At 42.8% G+C, this 26,256-nt stretch carries 20 protein-coding genes, 2 tRNA genes and 1 pseudogene; 12 read left to right on the top strand and 11 right to left on the bottom strand.

Annotated elements, in window-relative coordinates; genetic code table 11:
• Positions 1 to 78 precede the first annotated feature (78 nt).
• Positions 79 to 1,887 (top strand): ABC transporter ATP-binding protein, encoded by a 1,809-nt coding sequence (locus MR764_RS09845; protein WP_247979244.1) that lies wholly within the window; start codon positions 79 to 81, stop codon positions 1,885 to 1,887.
• A 183-nt stretch (positions 1,888 to 2,070) separates the two neighbouring features.
• Here MR764_RS09845 and MR764_RS09840 read toward each other — a convergent pair whose 3' ends face one another.
• The 3 genes from MR764_RS09840 to MR764_RS09830 all read right to left on the bottom strand — a co-directional run bounded on the left by MR764_RS09840 (position 2,071) and on the right by MR764_RS09830 (position 3,253).
• Positions 2,071 to 2,793, bottom strand: coding sequence for a (Fe-S)-binding protein (locus MR764_RS09840; protein WP_247979243.1), 723 nt, complete (start codon positions 2,791 to 2,793; stop codon positions 2,071 to 2,073).
• Positions 2,794 to 2,892: 99 nt separating this feature from the next.
• Positions 2,893 to 2,965: transfer RNA gene (locus MR764_RS09835), tRNA-Trp, on the bottom strand.
• Between the two features lie 203 nt (positions 2,966 to 3,168).
• Positions 3,169 to 3,253, bottom strand: a tRNA-Ser gene (locus MR764_RS09830).
• 285 nt (positions 3,254 to 3,538) lie between these two features.
• Here MR764_RS09830 and MR764_RS09825 point away from each other — a divergent pair.
• Positions 3,539 to 3,811, top strand: coding sequence for an HU family DNA-binding protein (locus MR764_RS09825; protein WP_119440295.1), 273 nt, complete (start codon positions 3,539 to 3,541; stop codon positions 3,809 to 3,811).
• 616 nt (positions 3,812 to 4,427) lie between these two features.
• Here the strand turns inward: MR764_RS09825 and MR764_RS09820 are convergent.
• Genes MR764_RS09820 through MR764_RS09805 form a run of 4 tightly spaced genes read right to left on the bottom strand, consistent with a single transcriptional unit; the run spans position 4,428 to position 12,434 of the window.
• Entirely contained in the window at positions 4,428 to 6,605 is a 2,178-nt protein-coding gene (locus MR764_RS09820; RefSeq protein ID WP_247979242.1) for a family 43 glycosylhydrolase, read from the bottom strand.
• 6 nt (positions 6,606 to 6,611) lie between these two features.
• Positions 6,612 to 8,555 carry an alpha-L-arabinofuranosidase C-terminal domain-containing protein gene (locus MR764_RS09815; protein ID WP_247979241.1) on the bottom strand — a complete coding sequence of 648 codons (1,944 nt, stop codon included), beginning with the start codon at positions 8,553 to 8,555 and terminating at the stop codon, positions 6,612 to 6,614.
• A 54-nt stretch (positions 8,556 to 8,609) separates the two neighbouring features.
• Positions 8,610 to 11,201: an alpha-L-arabinofuranosidase C-terminal domain-containing protein gene (locus tag MR764_RS09810; RefSeq protein WP_247979240.1), complete on the bottom strand. Its 2,592-nt coding sequence runs from the start codon at positions 11,199 to 11,201 to the stop codon at positions 8,610 to 8,612.
• Between the two features lie 48 nt (positions 11,202 to 11,249).
• Positions 11,250 to 12,434, bottom strand: a complete 1,185-nt coding sequence (locus MR764_RS09805; protein WP_247979239.1) for a glycoside hydrolase family 43 protein — start codon at positions 12,432 to 12,434, stop codon at positions 11,250 to 11,252.
• 311 nt (positions 12,435 to 12,745) lie between these two features.
• Between MR764_RS09805 and MR764_RS20370 the strand changes: the two are divergent.
• Positions 12,746 to 13,969 (top strand): annotated as a pseudogene (locus tag MR764_RS20370) (malic enzyme-like NAD(P)-binding protein); the annotation flags it as partial.
• Between the two features lie 63 nt (positions 13,970 to 14,032).
• Positions 14,033 to 15,025: a phosphate acyltransferase gene (locus MR764_RS20365; protein WP_348773077.1), complete on the top strand. Its 993-nt coding sequence runs from the start codon at positions 14,033 to 14,035 to the stop codon at positions 15,023 to 15,025.
• Here the strand turns inward: MR764_RS20365 and MR764_RS09795 are convergent.
• Positions 15,022 to 15,579 (bottom strand): hypothetical protein, encoded by a 558-nt coding sequence (locus tag MR764_RS09795; protein ID WP_247979237.1) that lies wholly within the window; start codon positions 15,577 to 15,579, stop codon positions 15,022 to 15,024. The genes MR764_RS20365 and MR764_RS09795 overlap by 4 nt on opposite strands.
• A gap of 88 nt (positions 15,580 to 15,667) precedes the next feature.
• On the opposite strand from MR764_RS09795, the gene recR reads away from it, so the two are divergent.
• From recR to MR764_RS09780, 3 genes are all read left to right on the top strand, one after another.
• Complete coding sequence (recR, locus tag MR764_RS09790) at positions 15,668 to 16,294, top strand: recombination mediator RecR (RefSeq protein WP_247979236.1); 627 nt, start codon at positions 15,668 to 15,670, stop codon at positions 16,292 to 16,294.
• Positions 16,295 to 16,371: 77 nt separating this feature from the next.
• The gene (locus tag MR764_RS09785) at positions 16,372 to 18,327 is read left to right on the top strand and encodes a glycosyltransferase (protein WP_247979235.1); all 1,956 of its coding nucleotides are present in this window, start codon (positions 16,372 to 16,374) and stop codon (positions 18,325 to 18,327) included.
• A complete protein-coding gene (locus tag MR764_RS09780) occupies positions 18,327 to 18,854 on the top strand; it encodes a GNAT family N-acetyltransferase (RefSeq protein WP_247979234.1) in 528 nt (175 codons plus the stop codon). Before MR764_RS09785 ends, MR764_RS09780 begins: the two co-directional genes overlap by 1 nt.
• 162 nt (positions 18,855 to 19,016) lie before the next feature.
• Here MR764_RS09780 and MR764_RS09775 read toward each other — a convergent pair whose 3' ends face one another.
• The gene (locus MR764_RS09775) at positions 19,017 to 19,472 is read right to left on the bottom strand and encodes a type I restriction enzyme HsdR N-terminal domain-containing protein (protein WP_247979233.1); all 456 of its coding nucleotides are present in this window, start codon (positions 19,470 to 19,472) and stop codon (positions 19,017 to 19,019) included.
• A 114-nt stretch (positions 19,473 to 19,586) separates the two neighbouring features.
• On the opposite strand from MR764_RS09775, the gene MR764_RS09770 reads away from it, so the two are divergent.
• The 5 genes from MR764_RS09770 to MR764_RS09750 all read left to right on the top strand — a co-directional run bounded on the left by MR764_RS09770 (position 19,587) and on the right by MR764_RS09750 (position 24,119).
• Positions 19,587 to 20,357: an AMP nucleosidase gene (locus tag MR764_RS09770; RefSeq protein ID WP_247979232.1), complete on the top strand. Its 771-nt coding sequence runs from the start codon at positions 19,587 to 19,589 to the stop codon at positions 20,355 to 20,357.
• Between the two features lies 1 nt (position 20,358).
• Positions 20,359 to 21,360, top strand: a complete 1,002-nt coding sequence (holA, locus tag MR764_RS09765) for a DNA polymerase III subunit delta (RefSeq protein ID WP_247979231.1) — start codon at positions 20,359 to 20,361, stop codon at positions 21,358 to 21,360.
• A gap of 2 nt (positions 21,361 to 21,362) precedes the next feature.
• Positions 21,363 to 21,977, top strand: coding sequence for a rhomboid family intramembrane serine protease (locus tag MR764_RS09760; RefSeq protein ID WP_247979230.1), 615 nt, complete (start codon positions 21,363 to 21,365; stop codon positions 21,975 to 21,977).
• Positions 21,978 to 21,979: 2 nt separating this feature from the next.
• Positions 21,980 to 22,804, top strand: coding sequence for an aminotransferase class IV (locus MR764_RS09755; protein WP_247979229.1), 825 nt, complete (start codon positions 21,980 to 21,982; stop codon positions 22,802 to 22,804).
• Positions 22,805 to 22,943: 139 nt separating this feature from the next.
• On the top strand, positions 22,944 to 24,119 hold the full coding sequence (locus MR764_RS09750; protein WP_247979228.1) for a sialidase family protein: 1,176 nt from the start codon (positions 22,944 to 22,946) through the stop codon (positions 24,117 to 24,119).
• Positions 24,120 to 24,280: 161 nt separating this feature from the next.
• Here MR764_RS09750 and fabF read toward each other — a convergent pair whose 3' ends face one another.
• Together fabF and MR764_RS09740 are read right to left on the bottom strand one after the other, a co-directional pair.
• Positions 24,281 to 25,525: a beta-ketoacyl-ACP synthase II gene (gene fabF / locus MR764_RS09745; RefSeq protein ID WP_247979227.1), complete on the bottom strand. Its 1,245-nt coding sequence runs from the start codon at positions 25,523 to 25,525 to the stop codon at positions 24,281 to 24,283.
• 70 nt (positions 25,526 to 25,595) lie between these two features.
• Positions 25,596 to 26,156, bottom strand: coding sequence for a TetR/AcrR family transcriptional regulator (locus MR764_RS09740; RefSeq protein ID WP_247979226.1), 561 nt, complete (start codon positions 26,154 to 26,156; stop codon positions 25,596 to 25,598).
• Positions 26,157 to 26,256 lie beyond the last annotated feature (100 nt).

Here is a 26,256-nt window from a genome sequence, read left to right as displayed (position 1 = left end):
TTCAAACCATAAAGAATCAGAACTTCGGACGTCCGGCTTCTGATGTAAGATTATTCTATGAAGGAATTCATGCAATTGATGAAACGATTTATTCCGCCCTACAAGTGGAAAGTCGTTATGAACATCATCTACAATATTCTGGGAGCCATATTTGGGGCTTTCGCGTTCGCTATGCTTCAACCCACATTGGAAATTCTTTTTCAAACTCAAACTGAAAATGTGGTGATCGAAAAGACAGAACTGGTATTATCCCTCGATTCAATCAAACAAAATTTCTTTTATTATATCAGCCAATTCATTGCTGAACATGGTCCGCAGCATACCCTAATTCTTATTGGTGTATTTTTGGTAAGTGCTACTTTACTAAAAGTTGGATTTACATATCTGGCTAGTTTTGTACTAATTGCCCTCCGTAATGGAATTGTTTATGACATCCGTTCGCTTATTTATCAAAAAATCATTGGTCTTCCTTTGGGCTATTTCTCAGATGAGCGCAAGGGCGATATTATGGCGCGAATCACCAGCGATGTGCAGGAAGTAGAGAATTCGATTGCCAACTCGCTGGAAATGATGATCAAAAACCCGATTCTGATCGCAGTGTATTTGGGAGTAATGATTTATATGAGTTGGTCGCTAACCTTGTTCGTTTTTATTATGCTGCCGGTTACCGGGCTGATTATCGGAAGAATCGGGCGCAGCCTTAAACGTGTTTCTACCAAAGGGCAGGACAAACTGGGAGAAATTTTATCGATTATTGAAGAAGACCTTTCAGGACTACGTATCATAAAATCGTTTAATGCCGAAGAAAAAGCAACCCGGCGTTTTGACAACGAAAACCACAACTACAGGCTGATCATGAACAAACTGATGTGGAGACGTTATCTTGCACATCCGGCTAGTGAATTTTTAGGAACAATTGTTATTGTGATCGTATTATGGTACGGAGGAAACATCATTCTTGGCGGTGGAATATCTTCGCTTTCTGCTTCCGAGTTCATTGTTTATCTGGTCTTTTTCTACGGAATTATTAATCCTGCTAAAGCATTTTCAACTGCCCTTTACAGCGTTGAAAAAGGACTGGCTTCCATGCACCGCATCGATCATGTTCTGGCAGCAGAAGTAACCATAAAAGACAAACCCTACGCGAAAGAGATCGTTTCGTTTGAAAATAAAATCGCTTATAAAAATGTAAGTTTCTCTTACGACAAGGCGGAGGTACTTTCGAATGTTTCGTTGGAAATTGAAAAAGGAAAAACAGTTGCACTGGTGGGCTCTTCCGGAAGCGGTAAAACAACCATGGTCGACCTTTTGCCGCGTTTCTGGGATATTTCAGAAGGTAGTCTTGAAATTGACGGCACCGACATTCGCGATCTGAAACTGAAATCGCTGCGTAACCTGATCGGAAATGTTAACCAGGAACCGATTTTATTCAACGATACCATTTTTAACAACATCGCTTTTGGAGTGGAGAACGCCACGAAAGAAGAAGTGGAAAAAGCAGCCAGAATTGCCAATGCCCACGATTTTATCATGGCTTCTGAAAATGGATACGATACCCGCATCGGCGATCGCGGCGACAAACTGTCGGGTGGACAAAAGCAACGTTTATCGATTGCACGCGCCATTTTGCGTAATCCACCGATTTTAATCCTTGATGAAGCAACTTCAGCGTTGGATACAGAATCGGAAAAGCTGGTTCAGGAGGCCTTGGAAAACCTGATGAAGAACCGAACTTCACTGGTGATTGCACACCGGCTTTCGACCATAAAAAATGCCAACCTGATTTGTGTGTTGCACGAAGGAAAGATTGTGGAACAGGGAACGCACGAAGATTTGATTAAACTTGATGGCCGCTATACACGTTTGCACAAAATGCAGATGTTTTAAAAGCAACTACAAGCTATTGTTAAACCGAGAAATTGTAGTATTGTTAAATTGTAATACACTTCGTAATCCTTCGTTTTCACAAAAAAATGAAAACTGTGACTGCTTACTGCGACTAGCAACTCAATCGCAGATTAGAAAGCGTTACGTGAAAACAGGTGCATCTATGTGTAAAAAATAGTGATTTTACCAGCCTGTGGCCAGTACATCAACCAAATGAATGATTTTGATGGGCAGCTTCTGTTTCCGGATATAAGCTTCCATATTCATCAAACACGAAGCTTCGGTAGATACAATATATTCCGCGCCCGTTTTTAACGCATTCTCTACTTTTTGCTCGGTCATTGCCGAAGAAATATGATGGAATTTGGCGGCAAATGTTCCTCCAAAACCACAGCAGGTTTCCTGGTTCTCCATTTCAAGCAACTCCAATCCTTTCACTTTTTCCAGTAATTGCCGCGGTTCCGATTTTATGCCATACTCCCGCAAACCTGCACAGGAATCATGGAAGGTGACTTTGTGATGAAACGCTGCTCCAAATTCAGAAACCCGCAATCTGTTGATCATAAAGTCAGAGAATTCAAAGATTCGCTTTTTAATTGTCTTTGATTTCTCCAGCTGAATTTCGTCTTCAGCAAAAAGTTTATGATAATAATTCCGAATAAATCCGGTACAGGAAGCTGAAGGTGCCACCACAATCTCTGCTTCATCAAAATCGTTGAGAAACTTCCCGGCTACCGTTCTGGCTTCTTCCCAATAACCGCTGTTAAATGCCGGCTGTCCGCAACAGGTCTGCTCCGGATTATATTTTACTTCGCAACCCGCTTTTTCAAGAACTTTTATAAAGTTCCAGGCTGTATCAGGATAAAACTGATCGATAAAACAAGGGATAAAAACGTCAATCCGCATTTTGGCTATTTTGGGATGAAATTACATCAAAGAGTTAGAATAAAAAAAAAGATAAACTCCCGAAAACAAAAAAAGCGAGGCTATATAACCTCGCTTTTGCACGGGAGGAGAGACTCGAACTCCCGACACCTGGTTTTGGAGACCAGTGCTCTACCAACTGAGCTACACCCGTGTGTTTTTATTAAAGAACATCGCTTTTGTTAAGCGTCTGCAAATATAATCATTCATTCCAAATTACCTAAACTGCCTGCTAAAATATCTTTGTAAATTGAAAGATTCTCAACACCGATCTTACGCAGAAAATTTGCTTTAGGTAAAAAGTTACTTACACTATGTCAAATAAAAAATCCACCGTAATTCCGGTGGATTTTTCTGCGGAGAGAGAGGGATTCGAACCCCCGGTACCTCTCGGTACAACGGTTTTCAAGACCGCCGCAATCGACCACTCTGCCATCTCTCCGGATGCGGTGCAAAAGTAGATTAATTTTTTAAACCGCAAAAAGTTTTTTGTCTAATTTTTATGAAAACGCAGAAAAAAAAAAGGGTTTTATAGTTTGGTTTTTTAAAACTTATTTCTGAATTTAGCTAAGCTTTAGTTAAAGCGCTCTGAAAGTATTGATTTTACTGATGTTTGGACGTACCGATATCAATATCTCAGAAAACAATAAGATTTAAATAAGAATTAACTAAAATAACTAAATACTTTATTTTCAATCACTTAATTAATTATTTTAAATTTTGCCTTATGAATAAAGCACAATTAATTGACGCAATGGCCGAAAAAGCAGGCCTTAGCAAAGCCGACGCAAAAAAAGCACTAGACGCTTTTATCGATGCAACAACTGACGCTCTTAAAGGCGGTGACAGAGTTGCTCTCGTTGGATTTGGCTCATTATCTATCTCTGAACGTGGTGCCAGAACAGGTAGAAACCCACAAACTGGTAAAGAAATTACAATTCCTGCTAAAAAGGTAGTTAAATTCAAAGCTGGTGCTGAATTGGCTGACGCAGTGTCGTAACAATACACTACAGGCAAAGAAATTTAAGGGAGGCAATTGACCTCCCTTTTTTATTTCCCTCAAACATAATTTCTACTTATCAAAACCATCCTTATTTCGAGATGACTGGCCTTACTCTGGTTTTCTGTCATTAAACGCGAAAAAAACTTCTTGTTGAATTAAACTATTTTTATTTCGTCTGGTCAATGAAGTGGTTTAGCTTGTTAAATGAACTAATTTCATTGACAGCTTTAAAACTCCTCAGAGAGCTGGGGAGTTTTTTTTTTGTTGTACTGAATCATTGTAAATCTTATGCAGCCCCTATAGCAACAGATAAATTATAAGTCCTTAGATTTGTTAAAAGAAAAGCGGCATGAAAGTCCAATTCGAAACAGAATTGAGAAAACCTTGAAGATGAAAATTGGACTCTAGCCGCTATCTTTTTTGATTATTTGCGTCCCAATAAACCGACCGGTCATCCAGGGGAAGATTCCACAAGTCGTTGTAGAGGTTGAAAATAACAATATTTACCAATATAATGGGGCTAACCAACAGGATATTATCACAAATTATGTAAAAAAGGCTGTCTTAAAACGACAACCCTGTTGAAATAAATTATTGTATTTGCAAAATGTAACTAGTTCACCGGCTCAATTCCTTTAAAAGTTGGTTTCACCTCCAGAATATTTCCGTTTTCATCAAACTCCATTTTGTCGATGCAAACTTCGCGATGAAAACCACCGGAGCCGCGTGGCATATCTACTCCCTTGGGATAGGTGAAGCGATGATAAACCAGGTACCATTCATCTTTTCCGGGAACCTGAATGGCTGAATTGTGTCCGGTTGCAAAAATATTGGTCTCCGGATCACGCTGAATAACGATGTTGTTTTCAGGAATCGTCAGTTTACCCATCGGCGAATCGCTTGTGGCATAACGCACTTTGTAATTCGGACTGCGGGTATCATCTTCCGACCACATAAAATAATAGGTGCCATTCCGATAAATCACATACGTTCCTTCCCTGAAAGTGCCGTCAACGTTGAACGTTTTAAAGGTTTTCATATTGAGTGAAACCATATCGTCATTCAACTCAGCACCGGCCATGTAACCATTTCCCCAATAGAGGTAACTTTTATTTGTTTTTGGATCGGTAAATACATCCGGATCAATTTCCTGACCACGGTTGATGCCTTTGGGTTTCCAGTCGATCAGCGCTTTTCCGCTGTCAACAAACGGTCCGGTTGGATTATCAGCCACAGCCACACCGATTTTCTGAGCCGCGGTGAAATAATAGAAATATTTGTATTCACCGTTAATTTTCTTTTCAACGATACACGGAGCCCAGGCATTCCGGTCTGCCCAGCTCACATCTTTATGCAGATCAAGAATGATTCCCTCATCTGTCCAGTCAACCAAGTTATCCGAAGAAAATACCTTGAAATAATACCCCGACCAGCCATCAAAACCATCGCTGGTTGGATAGATGTAATATTTCCCTGTTTTTTCGGAATACAAAATATCCGGGTCGGCATAATAGCCTTCCAACACCGGATTTTGATCTTCGGCAGAAGTTACCTGGTAAACAGCATCGCCCTTTCCTTCAATCGAAAAAGTATAAGCCACCGCTCCGTTGGAGAAATCCTGTGGTCCAAGCGGACTAACAGAAAAACCTGTCCAACATTTAAATGCGGGATCAAAATTCTTAAGATCGGTTCCCCGTTTAACCGGCAAATGCATTGTTCTTTCTTTCCCTTTTATATCAACGTTCAGTTTCTTTAATTGCGGCGAAGTAATGTCAACGAACGGATCATCAAAACTTCCCCATTTATCCACCAAACGTTTTAATTCCTTTCCTGTAATTGGCATTACCGTTCCGTGCCGAGGATGAAAATTCATGGAAATGTCTTCATCGATCACCTCAAAATGTTCCAGGTCAGAACTTTTGGTGAACTGATAGCGACCGTTGGTGTACACATCGTACATCAGAATGTAATCCTCCGAACTATTCAGTTTGAAAACACCGCTTCCTTCCACACGATTTCTTTCGCAATCCACGCGTTTGTCGCTTACCAGCTGATAGCCTTCGGTAAGTTTATCCGAAATAGCTAGTTTAATCCCGGGATCACCGTCTTCCGCTTTGTGAAACAGATAAAACTTGCCGTTAAAGGAAATAATGTCACCATCGATGCAAGCTTTGGTGTTACTATCAGCAGGTGGAAAATACAACTGTTTTGGAGCGGCTTCAAGCGCCGTAAAATCCTTGTTGGCAAAAGCATAGTAAATAATGTCGGGGGTGCCATCGCCACTGCGCATCGAGAAGTAAACCATGTATTTCCCGGTAGTTTCATCGTAAATGGTTTGCGGTGCCCAAACACGATCTACTTTTCCAAATTGATCAGGATAAGTCTCCGGAATATTTACTACCGATGTTTGCCAGTTAATCAGGTCGGTCGATTTCATCAGGATCATCGCATAATTGTTCCAGCCCTGTTCAGGAACGTACAAATCGGTGGCTACCATATAAAAGTTTTTGCCATCGGCGCCGCGCAAAATATGTGGATCGCGAACACCACCAGAAGTGCTTATCTCCTTAGAATCCAATACCGGCTGATTGTCATTCAGCGCCCGGTAGTGATAACCGTCGGTACTGATTGCAAAACGGATGGCTTCCTGCCCGGGTCCGTTTCCGGTAAAGTACGCGAACAGATAGCCTTCCATATTTTCTGGCTTACTGCAACCGGCCAGAAGAAAGGCTCCCATTATCGTCAAAAAGAAAAAAGAAAAAACTCTTTTTACAATCGCTCGAACTATCATGATCTGCTATTTTTTAGGTTGAATTTTTAGTTTGCAAACATAAAAGGCATTTCCCTGTGCTTTAAGCTGAAATTCGTTTCCGTTTGTATGAATAGATGTATGAGTCGGTACCACCGAGTTGGGCGCTTCCAAAGTATTCACGGCTTCGGGCACGTTTGAATGCAGACAGGTTATCAGCACTTCACCGTTTTTCACTGTTCCTTTCAAACCAGTCAGATTAATATTTATATCCTGAACATCAGCCGAAGCATTCACCACTTTCACAATAATTTCAGAGGTATTTTTATCAATACAGGACGAAGCATACAAACCATCTGCTCCTGATATGATATTTCCATCCTGTAAAATTGAAAGTACGTTTGTACCAACGTTCTGCGCGTACATTTGCTGCACATAATAATTGGGTGTCCGAACTACATTCAGGTTATCAAACCAGATCATATCAGGTTTCCACTGCCAGGCATCCACATGGGCAAACAAGGGTGCATAGGTAGCCAGCTGAACAACATCGGCATTTCGCTCCAAACCGGTCATAAAAGCAGCTTCAGCGATTGCTCCGGCTACGTTGTTGTCTCTACTTTTAGGATGTGCCGCATATTCTCCGGCAAATACTTTTGGGCCGTTCCGGTCGTAGCTGTCGTAACGTTCAGCATTTTCCAGGAACCATTCGGGGCTGCGGTAATAATGTTCATCCACCAGATCCACTTTTAGCTCCTTCATTTTGGGCCACAGGTAGTCAAAATTTTCACCTTCAGGAGTTGGACCTGCCGTTCCCACTATTTTAATTTCAGGATATTTTCCCCGGATGGCTTCCATAAACGGAATCAAACGTTCCACGTATCCTTCGCCCCACTGTTCGTTTCCAACGGCTAAATATTTCAGATGAAAAGGTTCCGGATGTCCCATTTCCGCACGCACTTTCCCCCATTCCGAATCGGCCGGGCCGTTGGCAAATTCTATTAGATCCACTGCATCGTCGATGTAAGGTTGCAAATCACCAACAGCTACACATTCTGTACTTTCGTACTGACAAGCCAGTCCGCAACTTACTACGGGAAGCGGCTCAGCACCCAAATCTTCGCTCAACAAAAAGAACTCGTAAAAACCCAGTCCGTAACTTTGGTAATAATCAGGGAAAAAACGATGTTTAAAAGTGTAGTTCCAGCGGTTTTCATTTAACGGACGGTTTTCAACCGGGCCAACACTGTTCTTCCACTGGTAACGGGTTTCGAGCGTGTTACCTTCGATGATACAACCACCGGGAAAGCGAAATACTCCGGGATTCAGATCATAAAGCGCTTCCACCAAATCTTTTCGCAAACCATTTTCGCGGTTTTTCCAGGTTTCAGTCGGAAAAAGTGAAATATGATCGAGATCCACTTCGCCGGCAGTTTCCAGTACCAGCCGGATTTTTCCTTTTAAAGAAGTTTCACCCGCTTTAATTGTACACTCGTACTTTTTCCAGTCAGAACCCGCAACTGAAAGATTTCCTTTTCCAATCGTGTTGTTATTGCTGATCAGCTCAATTCTGAATTTCTTTTCCGCGCCATCCAGCGAGCGGCCGTAAAACGAAAACCGGTAAGTATCGTTTTGTTTAAAACCAATCCCTGTGAAACCAACATTTTCCAAACCCGTTCCTCTGCGAAGGCCTTTTTCATTTAATCGCACATAGCGCGGATTCCGATCGAAACAAGGATCTTCATCCATTACTTTTACATCGCCAAACGGTATCCAGCCCACAAACGGCTGGTCAAATTCGAATGAACGGTTTTTGATTAGTTCGGCGTATAAACCGCCGTCGGCACCAAAGTTGATGTCTTCAAAAAACACCCCGTACATATCGGGCTGAATTTTAGCTCCAATTTTTCCCGCATCTACTACAAAACTCCTCTGCGCACAAACAGGCTGAAACCACGCCAATACAATTATCAGAATTGCTATTTTTTTCATCATTATATCGTTTTATATGTATTACAAATTTCTGCAGCTTTAATCTTGTAAAACTCATTCAGACTTCATTCTGATTACAGAAAAAGAATAAGCCGGCAAATCAACTTCAAAATTGGAAGAGACTGAAACTGTCCTTGCTTCAGGCTTTGCTTTTTCATCATTAACCTCTCCCTGAAATGTGATCAACTCAGCTTCTCCCTCAATCACAGGAAGATCAGCCAGATTGATTTTTGAACTTATTTTTACAGGAAGCAGGTTTGCCAGTTTTAGAATATATTCGTCTGTTTTACTGTCGTAAACAACTGATGAGGCAACCCGTTTTTTTACTTCCTCATTCTGAGTTGACAGCCAGATCGACGAAGCAAAATATTCATCTCCACTATTCTGTCCGAACAATTTCTGCACGTAATAATCGGTGGTCAAAAACACTTCAGAGTTATTGAAATAAATGAGATCCGGATTCCACTGCGTATGTTCGTGTTTGGCCAGCAAAGGCGCGTACGAGGTCATACTTACCACATCGGCATTGCGTTCCACATTTATCAGGTGAAGCGCATCGCAAAGTGCTGTTTCCATGTTTAAGCGGCGACCGGGAATGTGAGTGGCGTATTCACCTAGGTACACTTTGGGTTTTGAGCGGTCGTAACGATCGTAAAAGTCCTGGTTATTTAAATACCAACCCGGCGGCTGATAGTAATGTTCGTCCACCAGTGGCACCTGTAGTTTGGTAGCAATTTCCCATCCAACCCGGTAATCGGTTCCTTCCGAGAACGGTCCAACTGTGCCGATCACGATAATTTCAGGGTACTTTTCTTTTATCGCATTGAAGATCATTGTGAAACGCTCTTCAAAAATGTCGGTGATCAAATCTTCGTTTCCAATACCCACATATTTCAGGTTGAAAGGTTCGGGATGGCCGGCTTCGGCACGCAGTTTTCCCCACTTCGTACTTTTGTCGCCATTGGCCCATTCAATCAAATCAAGAATATCCTGTACATACTGATCCATGTCGCACATCGGGATTCCTCCTTGCTGTCCATGTCCTCCGGTTGACGAATTTTGGCAGGGAACTCCTGCGGCAATTACCGGCAATGGTTCAGCGCCAATGTCTTCACAAAACTGAAAATATTCGAAATACCCCAATCCCATCGATTGATGATAATTCCAGATGTTCCGATCCGGCTTCCGGCTCTCCAACGGGCCGATGGTGTTTTTCCAGCGGTAAATATTATCAAGACCGTCGCCATGCGAAACACATCCTCCCGGGAAACGCACAAAGCGCGGATGAAGATCGGCAATTGCCTGCGCCAGATCGGGTCGCAAACCATTTTTTCGGCCTTTAAAAGTTTGCTGCGGGAAAAGCGAAATCATGTCGAGTGCGACCTTACCTGTAAACTGCGGAACGACCTGCAATCTTGCATTTCCAATACTTTCATTTGCCGTTAAAACCAGTTCCTGTTTTTTCCACTCAGTGCCAACCGGTTTAGTGCTGGCTTCGGCATAAATTTTACCGTTTTCATCTACCAGGCGAATCAGCAACTTTCCTTTAACACCATTCAACCCTTTTGCGAAAACCGAAAAATTATACTTGTCGCCGGCGTTTAACTGAATGCCATCAAAACCTTCGTTTTCAAGCGCTTCACCTTCATTGGTAATATTCAAAACTGCATAATGTTTTTGATTGGGATGCACGGGTGCCAATGTGTCGATTGTAAATCCTGATTCACTCCCGGTAAAGCTCCACGCTTTTTTGCTGTTCCAGTTACGATCACGGAATTTGGTATCGGCCGGATTGTATTCAAAACCACGGTTCTGAATAAGCTCGGCATACAAACCGCCATCAGCCGCGTAGTTAATGTCTTCAAAAAAAACTCCGATCAGCAGATCACTGATTGCCTTACTGTTTTCGGGATCAACGGTTATTTCAGCTTTCAAATCTTTTAAATCGGTAAAACGCTCGGCATCATCGGTCAAACGTTCGGAACGTTGAATCTCACGAAATTTCGACAACTCGTAAAATTTTATCAGGCCGTCGATCACGGACCATGATACCTTTGAAATTACTCCCAACTGCTTTTCTCCGTCAACCAAAACTTCTTCGCGGGCATTTATCCGGTCTTTTTCCGATCCAGCAACCTTTGGTGAATAGGTTTTAAAATCAATGGTAGTGGTTTTAAATATTTTCTGAATTCCACCGATATCACTCAGCCAGGTAATTAAATAGTTTTTATCGTTTATCCGGAATGAAACCTCCGGCAGCATCACATTTCCATCGGTCATCACTTCGGGGTACGACTGAGGTTCCCAGGTGTACAAATCGTCGGTTTCCGCATGAGCAAACTGCCCCACTTCCTCGTTCAAACTCCAGATTGCATGCCATGTTCCCTGCTGATCCTGAAACAAGAAAGTATCTAACATTCGTTTCTGCGATCCCCAGGTTCCGAAATCACAAAACAGAAAACGAAATTCAGAACCGATTCCCTGCCAGTTTTTTCGATCAACACTCCAGGCATAATGCAAACCGTTATGACCATTGTTCTTCAATGTTGTATAGGAAAATAGATATGCTGAATCAGGTTCGTTTGCCTTCACTTTTTGTGAAAACAGCAATACAATCAGCAACAATACCAGAGTGATCTGTTTCATTTAGATTTGATTTTGCAGATTAAGTTAGAAAGATCAACCCGATATTGTTTAATTCTTTAGATCATCAAAAACATCCAATGTCCATTCGTCGAGCCACTTCAGAACCGGAAGCCCGTTTTCGAACTGAATGGGCAGCCACACATACCGGCCATCGATGGCATTCGAGGGATTCCATCGGTCGGCCATAAAAATGAACGCATTATTTTTCCCCGATACCGGTAGGATGTAAGTACTCTGTGAATGAAAGGTTAAATCAGAATCGTCTCCCACGCATGGATTCGGATGTTCGGTCCAGGGTCCCCAAATCGATTCGGCAGTATGCAAACGAGCAGCGTTTGGCGCCCAACCGGTACAACCTGAGGTAATCATATAATAGACTCCGTCCTTTTTAAAAATGGCAGGCGCTTCATTGTGTCCACCCGGAGCAACACGAATATATTTCCCGGTGTAATCGAGGTAGTCATCTGTCAGTTCTGCAATGTGAAGCGTCAGATTTTCTTCGGAAGCAAAAATGTGATAGGCTTTTCCGTCATCGTCGACATACAAAGTCATATCGCGTGACATTTGCCCTCCTTCAAAATCGCGGCGAATAAACAAACCGTCGTGTACTGCTTTCATCCATTCTTCTGTCCACCATTCCGGAAAATCAGCAAGTGCAACAGTACTTGTTCTTTGTTCCACTGTCATATCTACCGGCCACTGTCCGGCATTGGGGCGCAACGATCGAATAAAATTATAAGGCCCGGTTACCTCATCACTCACTGCTATTCCAACACGGGCTGCACTATATCCCTTTCCTTTTAATTCGAGATGAAAATACATTACGAACTTTTGGTTAACTGCATTGTAAATTACTTTCGGACGTTCAAGCACACAACCTTTTACAATATCGGAATTAGGGTCCTCAGAAACAGCCAAAGCAACCCCTTCGTTTTTCCAGTTGTACAAGTCTTTCGATGAATAGCATTGTACGCCCACCTGCGCAGAATTTCCACGTTTCCCCTCTGTTTTGTGTTCGCCAAACCAATAATAGGTATCGTTAACTATCAAAATACCTCCGCCGTGGGCGTTTATGTGCACACTATCGGAATCTACCCATATTTCACCGGGTTTAAAACTATGATTGTATTTTTTTACCGGCTCCTGTGTTTGACATCCGGATGAAAGAAAAAGCAATAAAAAGAAGAATGGGGAAAAGTCAACAAGTAAGGTTCGGATTGATTTAGCTTTCATGTTCGTTTATTTAGGAAAACGTGTAATATTTACGTTTATCTGCAAATCTATAAAATTTAGGTTGTCTTTCTTTTGATTCCAATATGAAAATCAGGTTATCCTGGCAGAATACCCAACACGTCTTCCGTTCAATCCATAAGAAAATTTTAAGCCTTGAATAAATCCAGATGTATCGGAATATAACCAGCCGGCCTGCAATGATCAAACAACGATGCTTACTTCTTGTTAAACAACAGCTTTTTAGCTGACGAATAACATATCCTCTCCGCTTGATTTTCAGTAAATTTAATAGAAACCATAATTCACTAGTCATGGCGAAACTGCGTAAAATTGATGCACTCAACTACCATCAAAAAGACCGTCCGGGAAAAATCGAAGTTATCCCGACAAAACCACACAGTACCCAATACGATTTATCGCTGGCTTATACTCCCGGAGTTGCTCAACCTTGCCTTGAGATCAAGAAAAAAACCGACAATGTGTATAAATATACTGCCAAAGGCAACCTCGTCGCAGTTGTTTCTAACGGAACTGCGGTACTTGGACTGGGCGACATCGGCCCCGAAGCCGGCAAACCCGTAATGGAAGGAAAGGGCTTGCTTTTTAAGATTTTTGCCGATGTGGATGTATTCGACATTGAAGTAAATGAGAAAAATCCGCAAAAGCTGATTGAAGTGGTAAAAGCCATTTCTCCAACTTTTGGAGGAATCAACCTCGAAGATATTAAAGCTCCGGAATGTTTCGAGATTGAAGAAACCCTCAAAAAAGAACTAAATATTCCTGTTTTTCATGACGATCAGCATGGTACTGCAATAATCTCATCAGCAGGTTTGCTCAATGCGTTGGAAATTACCCACAAAAAGATTGACACCATCAAAGTAGTAGTAAGCGGAGCCGGAGCGGCAGCTATTTCCTGTATTAAATTGTACATCAGTTTAGGCGTAAAACGCGAAAATGTTGTGATGGTGGACAGCAGAGGTGTCATCAACCGGCAACGAACCGATCTGAATCCTATCAAGCAACAATTTGTTACCGACCGTGATCTGAATTCTTTAGAGGAAGCCATGCAAGGTGCCGATGTTTTTCTGGGGCTTTCAGTGGCCGACGTGGTTTCGAAAAAGATGATAAAATCGATGGCAGCCAATCCGATTGTTTTTGCCATGGCCAACCCCAATCCCGAAATATCTTACGAAGACGCCACCGCGGCGCGCAACGACATAATTATGGCTACCGGGCGAAGCGATTACCCCAACCAAATCAACAATGTACTGGGATTTCCTTTTATTTTCAGGGGAGCGCTTGATGTACGCGCCACCACTATCAACGAAGAAATGAAAATTGCTGCAGCCAGAGCGCTGGCCAAACTGGCGAAAGATTTTGTCCCTGAAATGGTGGCGAAAGCTTACAACCAGCAAAACATTACTTTCGGGAAAGACTATATTATTCCCAAACCTCTCGATCCACGTTTGATCACCACGGTATCGATGGCAGTTGCAAACGCTGCCATGGAATCGGGTGTAGCCCGGAAACCCATCAAAAACTGGACGGCTTATAAGCAGGAACTCATCAATCGGTTAGGACTCGACAATAAACTGATCATGGCTATCCGAAACAAAGCCAGACAAAATCCGAAAAGGGTGGTATTTGCAGAAGCGAACAATTTTCGCATTTTAAAAGCAGTCCAATCAGTTATACGCGATGGTATAGCCCAACCTATTTTGATCGGCAATGAAGCAAAAATAAAGGCGCTTATCAAAGAGAACCAACTCGAAATTGACAATGTTCCAATCATTGATTTGCAAAATTCAGTAAGTGAAGAGAAACGCCAGCAGTATGCGAAGATTCTCTATGAAAAACGCAAACGCAAAGGAATGACTTACGAAGAGGCGCTGGAAAATATGTACAACCGCGATTACTTTGGCCCAATGATGGTTGAAACAGGTGAAGCTGACGCTTTTATTTCAGGTTTTTCCCGTACTTATTCAAACACCATCCGTCCCGCCCTGCAAGTGGTTGGCGTACGCGAAGATTTTAACCACATTGCCGGTATGTATATCATGCTGACCAGGCGGGGCCCACTGTTCTTGTCAGATACCACGGTTAATATGAATCCGTCAGCACAGGTATTGGCCGACACCACGGTTTTAACAGCCTGGGAAGTACGGCGGTTTACCATCGAGCCTAAAATTGCACTACTCTCCTATTCCAATTTTGGTGCTTTCAAAGGCGAAGGAAGTCCGGTACGGGTAAAAGAAGCAGTAAAAATTCTTCATGACAAATATCCCGACCTGATCGTTGACGGTGAACTTCAGGCCAATTATGCACTAAATGGCAAACTGCGCTATGCGCGTTATCCGTTTAATAAGCTGGGCGATGCAGATGCAAATACACTCATTTTCCCCAACCTGAGTTCAGGAAACATTACATACAAAATTCTTCAGTCCATCGGACCATGCGAAGCACTTGGCCCTATTTTGATGGGAATGAAAAAACCCATTCATATTTTGCAACGCGACAGTTCTGTCAGGGAAATCATTAACATGACGGCCATTGCTGTGATTGATGCACAATCGATGGAAAAAGAGACTTAAAAACCAACGCCGATCCCAATGGTATAAAACGGTTCCCAATCTTCAAACGGAGAATTCTCGTCCTGGATAACGTCAAACAGCAACTGTGCATTTATCCAGGTATTCTTCGATATGGGCTGGCTAAAACCACCGCCAACAAATAAAAACGGCACCCAGTCGCGATTGCTTCCAGTGTAAACGCTTTGAAATTCGTAATTCATCATCGAGAATTCAACATGACCGTAAAGTTGTGGAACAAAACGGTAGCGCGAAAACAGGCTGCCTCCGTAATTGGTTGCACTATAGTCGTAACCGGCACGATCGTATCTGAAATACTGATAGGTTAACTGGCTGCCCACCGAAAACTGTGGAGTTGCTTTATAACCAACCAGCGGAGAAATACCCACTTCGGTAATGCTTCCGAAAGTCAGATTCAATCCGCCACCATAATAAACTTTTGAAGGGCTGTAATCTTCACTTTGCCCTTCACCCCTTTTTTGTGCTGAAGTATAGTTTTGTCCGAATGCAACAATAAATGCAGACAGCATTGCAAGAGTCAGGAAAAGCGTTTTCATTGTTTCTGTTTTTTTTGACCACAAAAGATACACAAAATTTATCGAGCTAAATTTCCAAAAATTATACTTTTCACTCTATTTTTGACACATGAACATCGATAAATATCCTTCGCGCTTACTGGAAAATGCGGTAAATGAATTTTCCAAACTGCCCGGCATCGGTCGAAAGAGTGCGTTACGCCTGGTTCTGCATTTGCTTCGGCAAGACACCGAACAGGTGCATGCTTTTGGAAACAGCCTCATTCAATTGCGCGACGAAATCAAACACTGCAAGGTTTGTCATAACATTTCGGATACCGATTTGTGCCAGATTTGCAGCAATCCTTCGCGCAACGCGAGCGTAATTTGTGTGGTGGAAAACATCCGCGATGTAATGTCGATCGAAAACACGCAGCAATTTAACGGTTTGTATCATGTTCTTGGCGGCATCATTTCGCCCATGGACGGAATTGGCCCTGCTGATCTGGAAATAGACTCGCTGGTAAAACGTGTCGCGTCGGGAGAAGTAATCGAAGTTATTCTTGCCTTATCGACTACCATGGAAGGCGATACCACCAACTTTTATATTTACCGAAAGTTGAAGGAATATGAAGTGCGACTTTCCACCCTGGCCCGCGGTGTTTCCATTGGCGACGAACTGGAATATACCGACGAGATTACGTTGGGGCGTTCGCTGGTAAACCGTGTTCCCTACGAAAATTCGGTTGGGAGATAAGTTTCAATCAGATTTTTCCTGATCTTCCGTTATCTAAAAGGAATGCCTACATTTGAGCATCTTTGACTGAACTGTTTATGGATTTATCGGTCGTTATCGTCAACTACAATGTCAAACACTTTCTCGAGCAGTGTCTTCACGCTGTGTTTCGGGCTGCAAAAAATGTAAGTACCGAAGTGTTTGTGGTCGACAATAATTCGGTTGACGGTTCCATGGAACTTGTCCGCGAAAAGTTCCCGCAGGTTCAGCTGATCGAAAACAAAAACAACCAGGGTTTTTCAAAAGCCAATAACCAGGCCATCCGACAGGCAAAAGGCAGGTATATTCTTTTGTTGAATCCCGACACGGTGGTTGAGGAAAATACCTTTGAGAAAACCGTCGCCTTTATGGACCAGCACTCTGAAGCAGGCGCTCTGGGCGTAAAAATGATCGATGGGAAAGGAAATTTTCTGCCCGAATCCAAACGCGGATTACCCACACCGTGGGTAGCGTTTTATAAAATGTTCGGCCTGGCAAAAATATTTCCCAAATCAAAGAAATTCGGAAAGTATCATCTCTCCTATCTCAGTGAAAACGAAATTCATGAAGTGGATGTGCTGGCAGGCGCTTTTATGTTAATGCGGAAAGAAACGCTCGACAAGGTTGGTCTGCTCGACGAAACCTTTTTTATGTATGGCGAAGACATCGATCTTTCCTACCGGATTCAGCAAGCAGGCTATAAAAACTATTATTTCCCCGAAACCACCATTATTCACTACAAAGGTGAAAGCACCAAAAAAGGTTCGTTGAATTATGTAAAAGTATTTTACAAGGCAATGGTGATCTTTGTCCGGAAACATTTCCCGGGTAAGAAAGCAGGTATTTTCGCAACGCTTATTCACCTGGCCATTTACTTTAGGGCTTTTCTTTCGATCGGGAAAAGAGTCTTCTCGCGTACCTTTCTTCCGTTGCTTGACGCACTACTGATTTTCCTTGGATTTTTTCTCCTCACCCCGGTTTGGGAAGAACTCCAATTTCATCAGGCAGATTATTACCCGCCGGTTTTTCTGGAGGTTGTGGCGCCCGTTTACATCCTATTCTTTTTATTCGGAATTGGATTTTCGGGAGCTTACAAAAGACCGTTCAGTATATACAAACTCGAGCGCGGAATCTTGTGGGGATTGATTGCCATTTTGCTGGTGTACTCATTGGTGGATGAGGAATACCGGTTTTCCAGAGCGCTTATTTTATTAGGCGCTGGCTGGGCGGGGGTTTCGCTGCCCTTGTTGCGCTTGTTATTTCATGGGTTGATACCGGGCAAATTCCCTTTAAATATTCAGCGTAACAAAAAAATGGCGATTGTCGGACACCCCGGGGAGGCCGAAAGGGTACAACAAATTTTGGAAGAAACCCAGTTTCACACACAGCTGGCGGGCTACATTGCGCTGGACGAAAAAGATAAAGGAGAGCAATACCTTGGAAATATCAACCAGATAAAAGAGATCATCCGGATCAACCGGATTGATGAGCTCATTTTTTGTGCCGCAAACATTTCTTCAGCAGATATCATCCGGGCCATGCTCGATTTAACCGAACTTGATGTGGATTACAAAATAGCACCACCTGAAAGCATCAGTATTATCGGGAGTAACTCGATTCACACAGCCGGCGATTTGTATGTGGTAAACGTAAATGCCATCTCAAAACCCGTCAACAAAAAGAAGAAAAGACTGTTCGACGTTGAAGTTGCCTTGATTCTTTTACTCGCCAGCCCGCTGCTGGTTTGGTTTTTCGAAAACAAATCCCGTTTTCTGTCCAACATCTTCAGCGTGCTTACCGCGAAAAAGTCATGGATTGGTTACCTGCCCGAAAAAGGAACCTTTGAGCACCTTCCGGCGTTAAAAGGAGGTGTGTTGAATCCGGGGGACCTGTTTCCGGAGCTTCGGCCCGATCCCGAAAAATTCACCCGGCTGAACATGCTTTATGCAAAGGATTACCGTTTGGTTACCGATGCCGAAATTCTGTATAAATCGTGGAAAAAACTCGACCGCTAATGAATGAATTACTCACCTATGGAAAGATCAACCTTCGGCCGCTGGAGCCCGAAGACATCGATCTTTTGTACAAATGGGAAAACAACATCGAGATCTGGCAGGTAAGCAATACCAAAGCGCCGTTCTCAAAACATATTCTGGCGCAATACCTGGCCGAATCGGCAAAAGATATTTATGCTACCCGGCAGTTACGTCTGATTATACAGGATGAAAGTATGCAGGCCGTCGGTGCAGTCGATCTGTTTGATTTCGAACCGTATCATCTGCGTGCCGGTGTGGGAATTCTGATTCATAAAACCGAAAACCGCGGTAAAGGATATGCCGGCGATGCCTTGCAAGCTCTATCCGTTTATGCACTCGAAGTACTTGGACTAAAGCAATTGTATACCAATATTGCCATCGATAATGCCACCAGTATTCACCTTTTTGAAAAAGCCGGATTTCAGAAATCGGGAATAAAAAAAGACTGGCTAAAAACCAGAGATGGCTGGAAAGACGAAATTCTTTTCCAGAAAGTATTGTGCTGAAATACAAAATAATGATCAAAATATCCTAAACAATAAAAAAGTCAGGCTTCCGCAAAGACGCAAAAGAAGCGCAAAAAATCGCAAAGTGCTGACTCCGGTTTCTATTTTGCGTTCATTTGGGTAAAACTTGGCGTACTTTACGTGAAATGTGCTTTTGCGCCCTCATCTCGAAACAATACTAAATTCAGGAATCTCACGCAAAAAGCTGTAGCTGTTGTTCACATAATCTATTTCGCAGGCAAAATGCTGCATTCCGTTCGAAACCACCACGCGCTCCACACGCAAGGCCATGTTGTAACGAACCACCTGATCGAACGTGTCCTGTGTTATTTTTACGTTGGGCGCTTTAAACTCAGCAATTAAATGAGGCTGTCCGTTTTTGGAATAAATCAGCAAATCGAAACGCCGGGGTTTTCCGTTCACCGTAATCTGCTTCTCAACCGCCATGCGGTTTTCAGGGTATTTTTTATCGTGTTTCAGGTACTGAATAAAATTCTGCCGCACCCATTCTTCGGGAGTCAGCGCCACAAATTTTTTCCGAATGGCATCAAATATCCAATTTTTGCCCGCTTCGGTTTTGGTACGAAAAGCATAATCCGGTAAATTCAGCTTGTCCATTTTTCGGTTTCTTGTGCACTCATTTTTGAAGGTGACGGCGAAAAATGTACATTTGTGTCAACCTTTCAACCTTACCCATCTCAGATTGTTCAAAGGTAAAATATTTCAGAAAGTATGAAGACAAAAAAAGAGATCGTTGAAAACTGGCTTCCGCGTTATACAGGAAAAAATCTGGAAGACATCGGACAATATATTCTGCTGACCAATTTTCAGGATTATGTCGACAAGTTTGCCCGTAAGTTTGAAGTTCCGGTAGAAGGCACCGACAAAAATATGCCGAGTGCTACCGCCGAAGGAATCACCATTATCAATTTTGGAATGGGAAGTCCGAATGCGGCTACCATCATGGATCTTTTAAGTGCAATCCACCCCAAGGCTGTACTTTTCCTGGGTAAATGCGGCGGGTTAAAAAAGAAAAATCAGCTCGGCGATTTTATCCTTCCGATTGCTGCAATCCGGCGCGAAGGGACTTCCGACGATTATCTGCCGCCAGAAATTCCGGCGCTGCCTGCTTTTAGTTTGGAAAGGGCGGTTTCGCATATCTTGCGCAACCAGGGGCAGGATTACTGGACCGGCGTTGTGACCACCATTAACCGACGGGTTTGGGAATTTGATAATCAGTTTAAAAAATACCTGAAGAAAACCCGCGCCATTGCAATCGATATGGAAACGGCCACCTTGTTTACAGTAGGCTTTGCCAATTCTATTCCCACAGGCGCACTTTTACTGGTTACCGACCAACCGATGATTTCATCGGGAGTAAAAACCAGCACCAGCGATCAAAAAGTAACTTCTCAATTTGTGGGAAGACATATACAGGCAGGCATCGACGCATTGCTTGAAATCAAAAACAACGGACTTTCCGTAAAACACCTGAAATTCTGATATGGAGTTCGCCGATATTTTACAAGACCTAAAAAAAGGAATTTACCACCCCATTTATTTGCTGCAAGGCGAAGAGCCCTATTTTATTGACATCATTTCGGACTACATTGAAAAAAACGTGCTGACAGATGCCGAAAAGGGTTTCAACCAAACCGTTTTTTACGGGAAAGATTCGGATGCAATCAATATTGCGGAAAGTTCGATGCGTTTTCCGATGATGGCCAGTAAACAGGTGATTATTGTAAAGGAGGCGCAAAGTTTAAATAAGATCGAACTCTTGTCGTCGTACGCCGAAAAGCCACTGGCATCGACTATTTTGGTGTTGGCCTACAAATACAAAACGGTAGACGCCCGAAGTAAGCTGGTAAAGGCCATCAAGAAAAACGGTGTTATTCTGACGACCAAAAAATTGTACGAAAACCAGGTTCCGGGATGGATAGACAGTTACCTGAAAAGTCACAACTACTCCATAACTCCACAGGCTGCTCAACTTCTCACCTCGTTTTTAGGCACCGACCTCAGCAAAGTAGCCAACGAATTAAATAAACTGGTGATTGCTGTAAAAGATTCGAACAAAATCACTCCCGAACATATCGAGAAAAACATTGGAATCAGTAAGGATTTCAATTTGATAGAATTACAGACAGCGCTGGGGGATAAAGACGTGTTGCGGGCGAACAAAATCATTAACTATTTTGGGGCCAATCCCACGCTCAATCCCATTCAAAAAACAATTGCCGGATTGTATTTCTACTATTCAAAGTTATTTACCTATCATTTTCTGAAAGATAAATCGGAGCGAAGTGCTGCTGCAGAATTACGGGTGAGCCCTTATTTTGTTCGCGATTACATTAACGCAGCCAAAAAATACTCGCCCACCAAGTTGTACGAAATCATGGGAATTCTTCGTGAATACGACCTGAAAAGTAAAGGGCTCAATGTTTCGACAATGGTCGACACCGCTGATCTTCAAAAGGAAATGATCTACAAAATATTGCACTAAACATGATGATGACCTGGTTTATAATAGCAGTCACAGTATTGATTTCGTACCTGGCGTTTCGTAATCCCGAAATGGCTTCGAAACTGCAGTTTAACGCCGCACAAATAATTCACCGGAAAGAATATTACCGCTTGGTTTCGCATGCTTTTATTCACGCCAACTGGGCGCATTTGGGCGTAAACATGCTGGTACTGTATTTCTTCGGGCGTAACATTGAGGCCTATTTCAACTTCTATTTTGGCAATAAGGGAACCGCTTTTTATCTCCTCTTGTATTTTGGCGGTATTCTGGCCTCCAATATCTGGAGTTTGATCAAACATAAGAACAACTATTACTACAACGCAGTGGGCGCTTCGGGGGCTGTTTCGGCGGTACTTTTTGCAACGATCTTTTTTGATCCGTGGGAACCACTGTACCTGTTTGCCATTTTACCGATACCGGGAATATTGTTTGCCGCCGGCTACCTGTTTTACTCGTACCGGATGAGCCAGAAGCAAAACGACAATGTAGCGCACGACGCACATTTTCTGGGGGCCGTCTTTGGCTTCATTTTTCCGATTTTATTAAAGCCTGACCTTTTTGATCGTTTTATCGATCATTTATTTGTATTCTTTTAATCATGAAAAAGCTGATCGTCAACGGAGAAGTTTGTTCGCTGGAAGACGTTAGCATGAACCGCTGGCTGCTTGACGATCCGGTGATTGTTGCCCAAAAAGTATGGTTTGGATACGGTGGCATTCCTCTGTTGAATGAAAACGTAGACAGCCTGAAAGAACAAGTTTCATTTTTGGGCGCTTTGCTTCCTCCTCTGTTTCAAAACCGGCGCGAGCTTTTTCGGCTCTGCAAGCGCATGCTCAACAAAAACAGGTACTACCGATCGGGCATCATTCATATCCGGCTTTATGTTTCGGAGAAAAAAGTCAATTTCCTGATCACCTCCGAAGGGCGTGAAATTTTTGATTTCCCCCTTTCAGAACAAGGATTGCTGGTAAACATCAGTCCGTATCGCAAACCGGTCAATCCGGTTGCCTCCTACCCTTTTTACAGTCGCTTGCTTTGGGAAACGGCATACAACAACCTTAGTAACCAGCACCGCAATGCCATTTTGTTAAACGACAACGAATACATCTGCGAAGGCATTGCATCCAGCGTTTTTATGCTGAAAGACAATGTATTGATTACGCCCGCAACCGAATCGGGATGTTGCCGACATCAAATCCGGGAAGTTGTGTTGGAGCAAGCCATTAAAATGGGATTAAAAGTATTGGAGGCCCCGAAACTGGAAAAAGAATTGCTTTTTCATGTCGAGGAGCTATTCCTGGTGAGTGAAGCCAGGGGTATTGAATGGATACTCGGGCTCGGGAACAAGCGTTTTGTGCGTTCCGTTTCTTCGGATCTTCATGAGCAACTTAATTTTTTCATGGAGCAAAAGGCAGGAAGCTAGTTTACACGGACATCCCCTTTTTTGTATTCAAAAAGCGGCTATTTCTTCAAAAGAATTTAAATTATGTCTTATACATTTCTATTTTTGGTATCGCATTGATTTATAAATATTTTTAAGTCGACTAAACAATAAAACGCAAATGAAAATTTTGATTCCATTCGCTTTGCTGATTATCATGGCTGCCTCCTGCAAGGTAAATTCCGGGCTTGAGAAAAATGCTATCCTGGTAAAAGAAATCTGGAGTCAGGCAGATTCATCGTACAAAAATTTTCGCATTCCCTCGCTTATTGTTACTAAAAACAATACACTGCTTGCTTTTGCTGAAGGCAGAGAAGGCGGCGACACGGGAAATATCGATTTGCTGCTGAAGCGATCGACCGACAATGGTCAAACATGGGAAAGCCAGACCGTTGTCTGGGACGATGGGAATAATACCTGCGGGAATCCTTGTCCGGTTATTGATCAGAGTACCGGACGAATCATTTTGTTTATGACCTGGAACCTGGGCAGCGACCACGAATCTGATATTATTCGCAAACAAAGCGAGGATACGCGCGTCCCCTATATGACTTATTCCGACGATGACGGGCTGACTTGGGCAACCCCGCGAAACATGCTGGAAACCTGCAAAGACACCAGCTGGGGCTGGTACGCAACCGGCCCGGGAATAGGCATTCAGCTAACATCAGGTAAATACAAAGGACGCTTAGTTATACCGTGTAATAACAGTTACGATGATCCAGATTCAAAAAAACTGGATGGATTTAATTATGGCTGTCATGTACTTTTAAGTGACGACGGCGGAACTACATGGAGAATGAGTGAACCGATTACGCCATTGGTAAACGAAAGCCAGGTAGTAGAATTAAGCGACGGAACGCTGTTGATGAATATGCGCTCGTACCACGAAAAAGCATACAGGGCTGTTTCGATAAGCACTGACGGAGGTGAAACCTGGAGCGAAATACAACATGCGGCACAACTGACAGAACCCGTTTGCCAGGCCAGCTTGTTTCACTTTGGAAAATATAAGGGCAAAGAGATGTATCTTTTCTCCAATCCGGCAGTTCCTTTCAGCCGGACAAACATGACCATCAAAACCAGCTTTGACGACTGCTCTTCGTGGAGCAATTCAAAATTAATTTACCAGGGGCCTTCCGCCTATTCCTGCCTGACCCGATTACCCAACGGAAATGTGGGCTTGTTTTTCGAATGCGGAGAAAAAAATCCTTATGAGAAAATGTTGTTCGTGTCTTTCGATCCCAAAGAATTATTTACTCCGGGATCGGTTTTAGCGAATTTTATAAAAGAATAATCACATCAAAAAATAAAAATTCGCGAATTGACAGAGAAGGTCTTGCTTTTATAAAATCGTAAGCAGAATATCTGACTTCAAAATTTTATTCCCTGGCAAAAAAACAATGCAGATGCAATGCTAATTTTCAACACATTGCACCTGCATTCGTAAATAAACGGTTAAGCGTATCTCTGGAACACAGTTGTGGATGTATGTCCGCCAAAACCAAAAGTATTGTTTAGCGCTACATTTACTTCTATTTTCTCAGCTTTGTTTGCAGTCAAATTCAGTCCCGGATTTATTTCAGAATCCCTTTCACCCAGGTTTATTGTAGGTGGAATAATTCCCTGTTCGATGGCTTTAACGCAGGCAATAGCCTCAATAGCACCCGCCGCTCCCAATAAATGACCGGTCATGGATTTAGTGGCGCTAATATGAAGCTTGTCCAATTTTTGATGGAAAACCTTTTCAATCGCAAGGCACTCACTGATGTCGCCTACCGGTGTTGAAGTTGCGTGTGCGTTCACATAATTCACTTGCTCCGGTTTTAGATGAGCATCAGCTAAAGCCCCCTCCATTGCCAGTATAGCTCCCAACCCTTCAGGATGTGTGGCGGCAACATGGTATGCATCCGACGCAGATCCGTAACCCGACAGTTCGCAATATATTTTCGCACCTCTGTTTAAGGCGTGCTCCAATTCTTCAATCATCAAAACCCCGGCACCTTCTCCGGCTACAAATCCATCGCGTGTTTTATCAAATGGCCGCGATGCAGTTTCAGGATTTTCATTCAATGTCGACAAGGCTTTCATCGAATTAAAACCTCCAATTGATGCCTCTGTAGTTGATGCTTCCGAACCACCGGCGATAACTACATTTGCGCGTCCCAAACGAATAAGATCCAGCGCATTGGCAATGGCATTGTTCGACGAAGCACAAGCTGACGTCACTGAATAACTGATTCCGCGCAAACCATAGCGGATCGAAATCTGCCCTGTCGCCATGTTTGAAATCATTTTTGTAATGAAAAAGGGGCTGAACCGCGGGTTTTGAGGATTTTCTCCAAATTTCAGAATTTCATCCTGAAAAGTCTGCATTCCTCCGATTCCGGTTGCCAGAATTACAGCAATTTTATTGCGGTCGCAAGCATCCAGGTTGATGCCCGAATCTATCATACATTCTTCGGTTGCTGCCAAAGCAAAAAGCGTGTACAAATCCATTTTACGAATTTCAGCTTTCTCAAATAATTGAGACGGATCAAAGCCTTTTACTTCGCAGGCAAACTTGGTTTTATGGTTCGCGGTGTCAAATCGGGTGATGGGAGCCGCTCCGCTTTTTCCTTCAATCAGATTCTGCCAAAAGCAGGCGACATTGTTACCGATCGGGGTAATCGCTCCCAATCCTGTTATTACTGCTCTCTTCATTTTTATCATTTTTGAAAGTTATTCAACGCTTCAGATACTTACTAGTAAGTAAGTACGTAGAACAAATTTTTTATGGTTTTAATCCTTCCTGTATTGCCTGACAATAACTTTTATAGTCGAGGTTCTTAATTATTCTCGAAAGCTGCAGGCTGGCCACTAAACTGGAAAAGATCATCGATGCCTTGTTTCCCGCATCTTCGTTAAACGCAAAATATCCCTTTTCTTTTCCTGAATTGAGGATTTCTGTCAGCCAGCTCACAATCAATTCGGTCATTTTCACCAGTTCGCTTTGTGTGGTTTCATTCAGGGTATCAAAGTCGGGACCAAGCGATCCTACAATGCAGAGTTTCTGTTCTCTGTGACTTTTTATATAGATCTTGATAAAGGCATCCAGCTGTTTCCATTCATCGAATCCGCGGCTGTGCATGTTATCGATCATTTCCTCGAAGCGTAGAATATTTGTTTTTACAATACTGGTCCCGAGATTGGCTTTTGTCGGAAAATAGTAATGAACAGCAGCATTTTTTATTCCCAGTTCAGTTGAAATATCTTGGTAGCTAAAAGCATTGTAGCCTTTGGTCAGAATAAGGTTTTCACCCAATTCAATAATTCTTTCCCGGGTCACCGACATTATTTGCGTTTTATATTTCGAAACAAAAATACTTACTAATAAGTAAGTTTCCAAATTTCAACATCACTCATTAAATTCGATTAAAAACAGCCAGTGAATC

This window comes from Maribellus sp. YY47 (assembly GCF_023111095.1).
Classification (GTDB): domain Bacteria; phylum Bacteroidota; class Bacteroidia; order Bacteroidales; family Prolixibacteraceae; genus Draconibacterium.
Note: the sequence above shows the minus strand (reverse complement) of the source record. Positions and strands in the feature narration are given on the sequence as shown.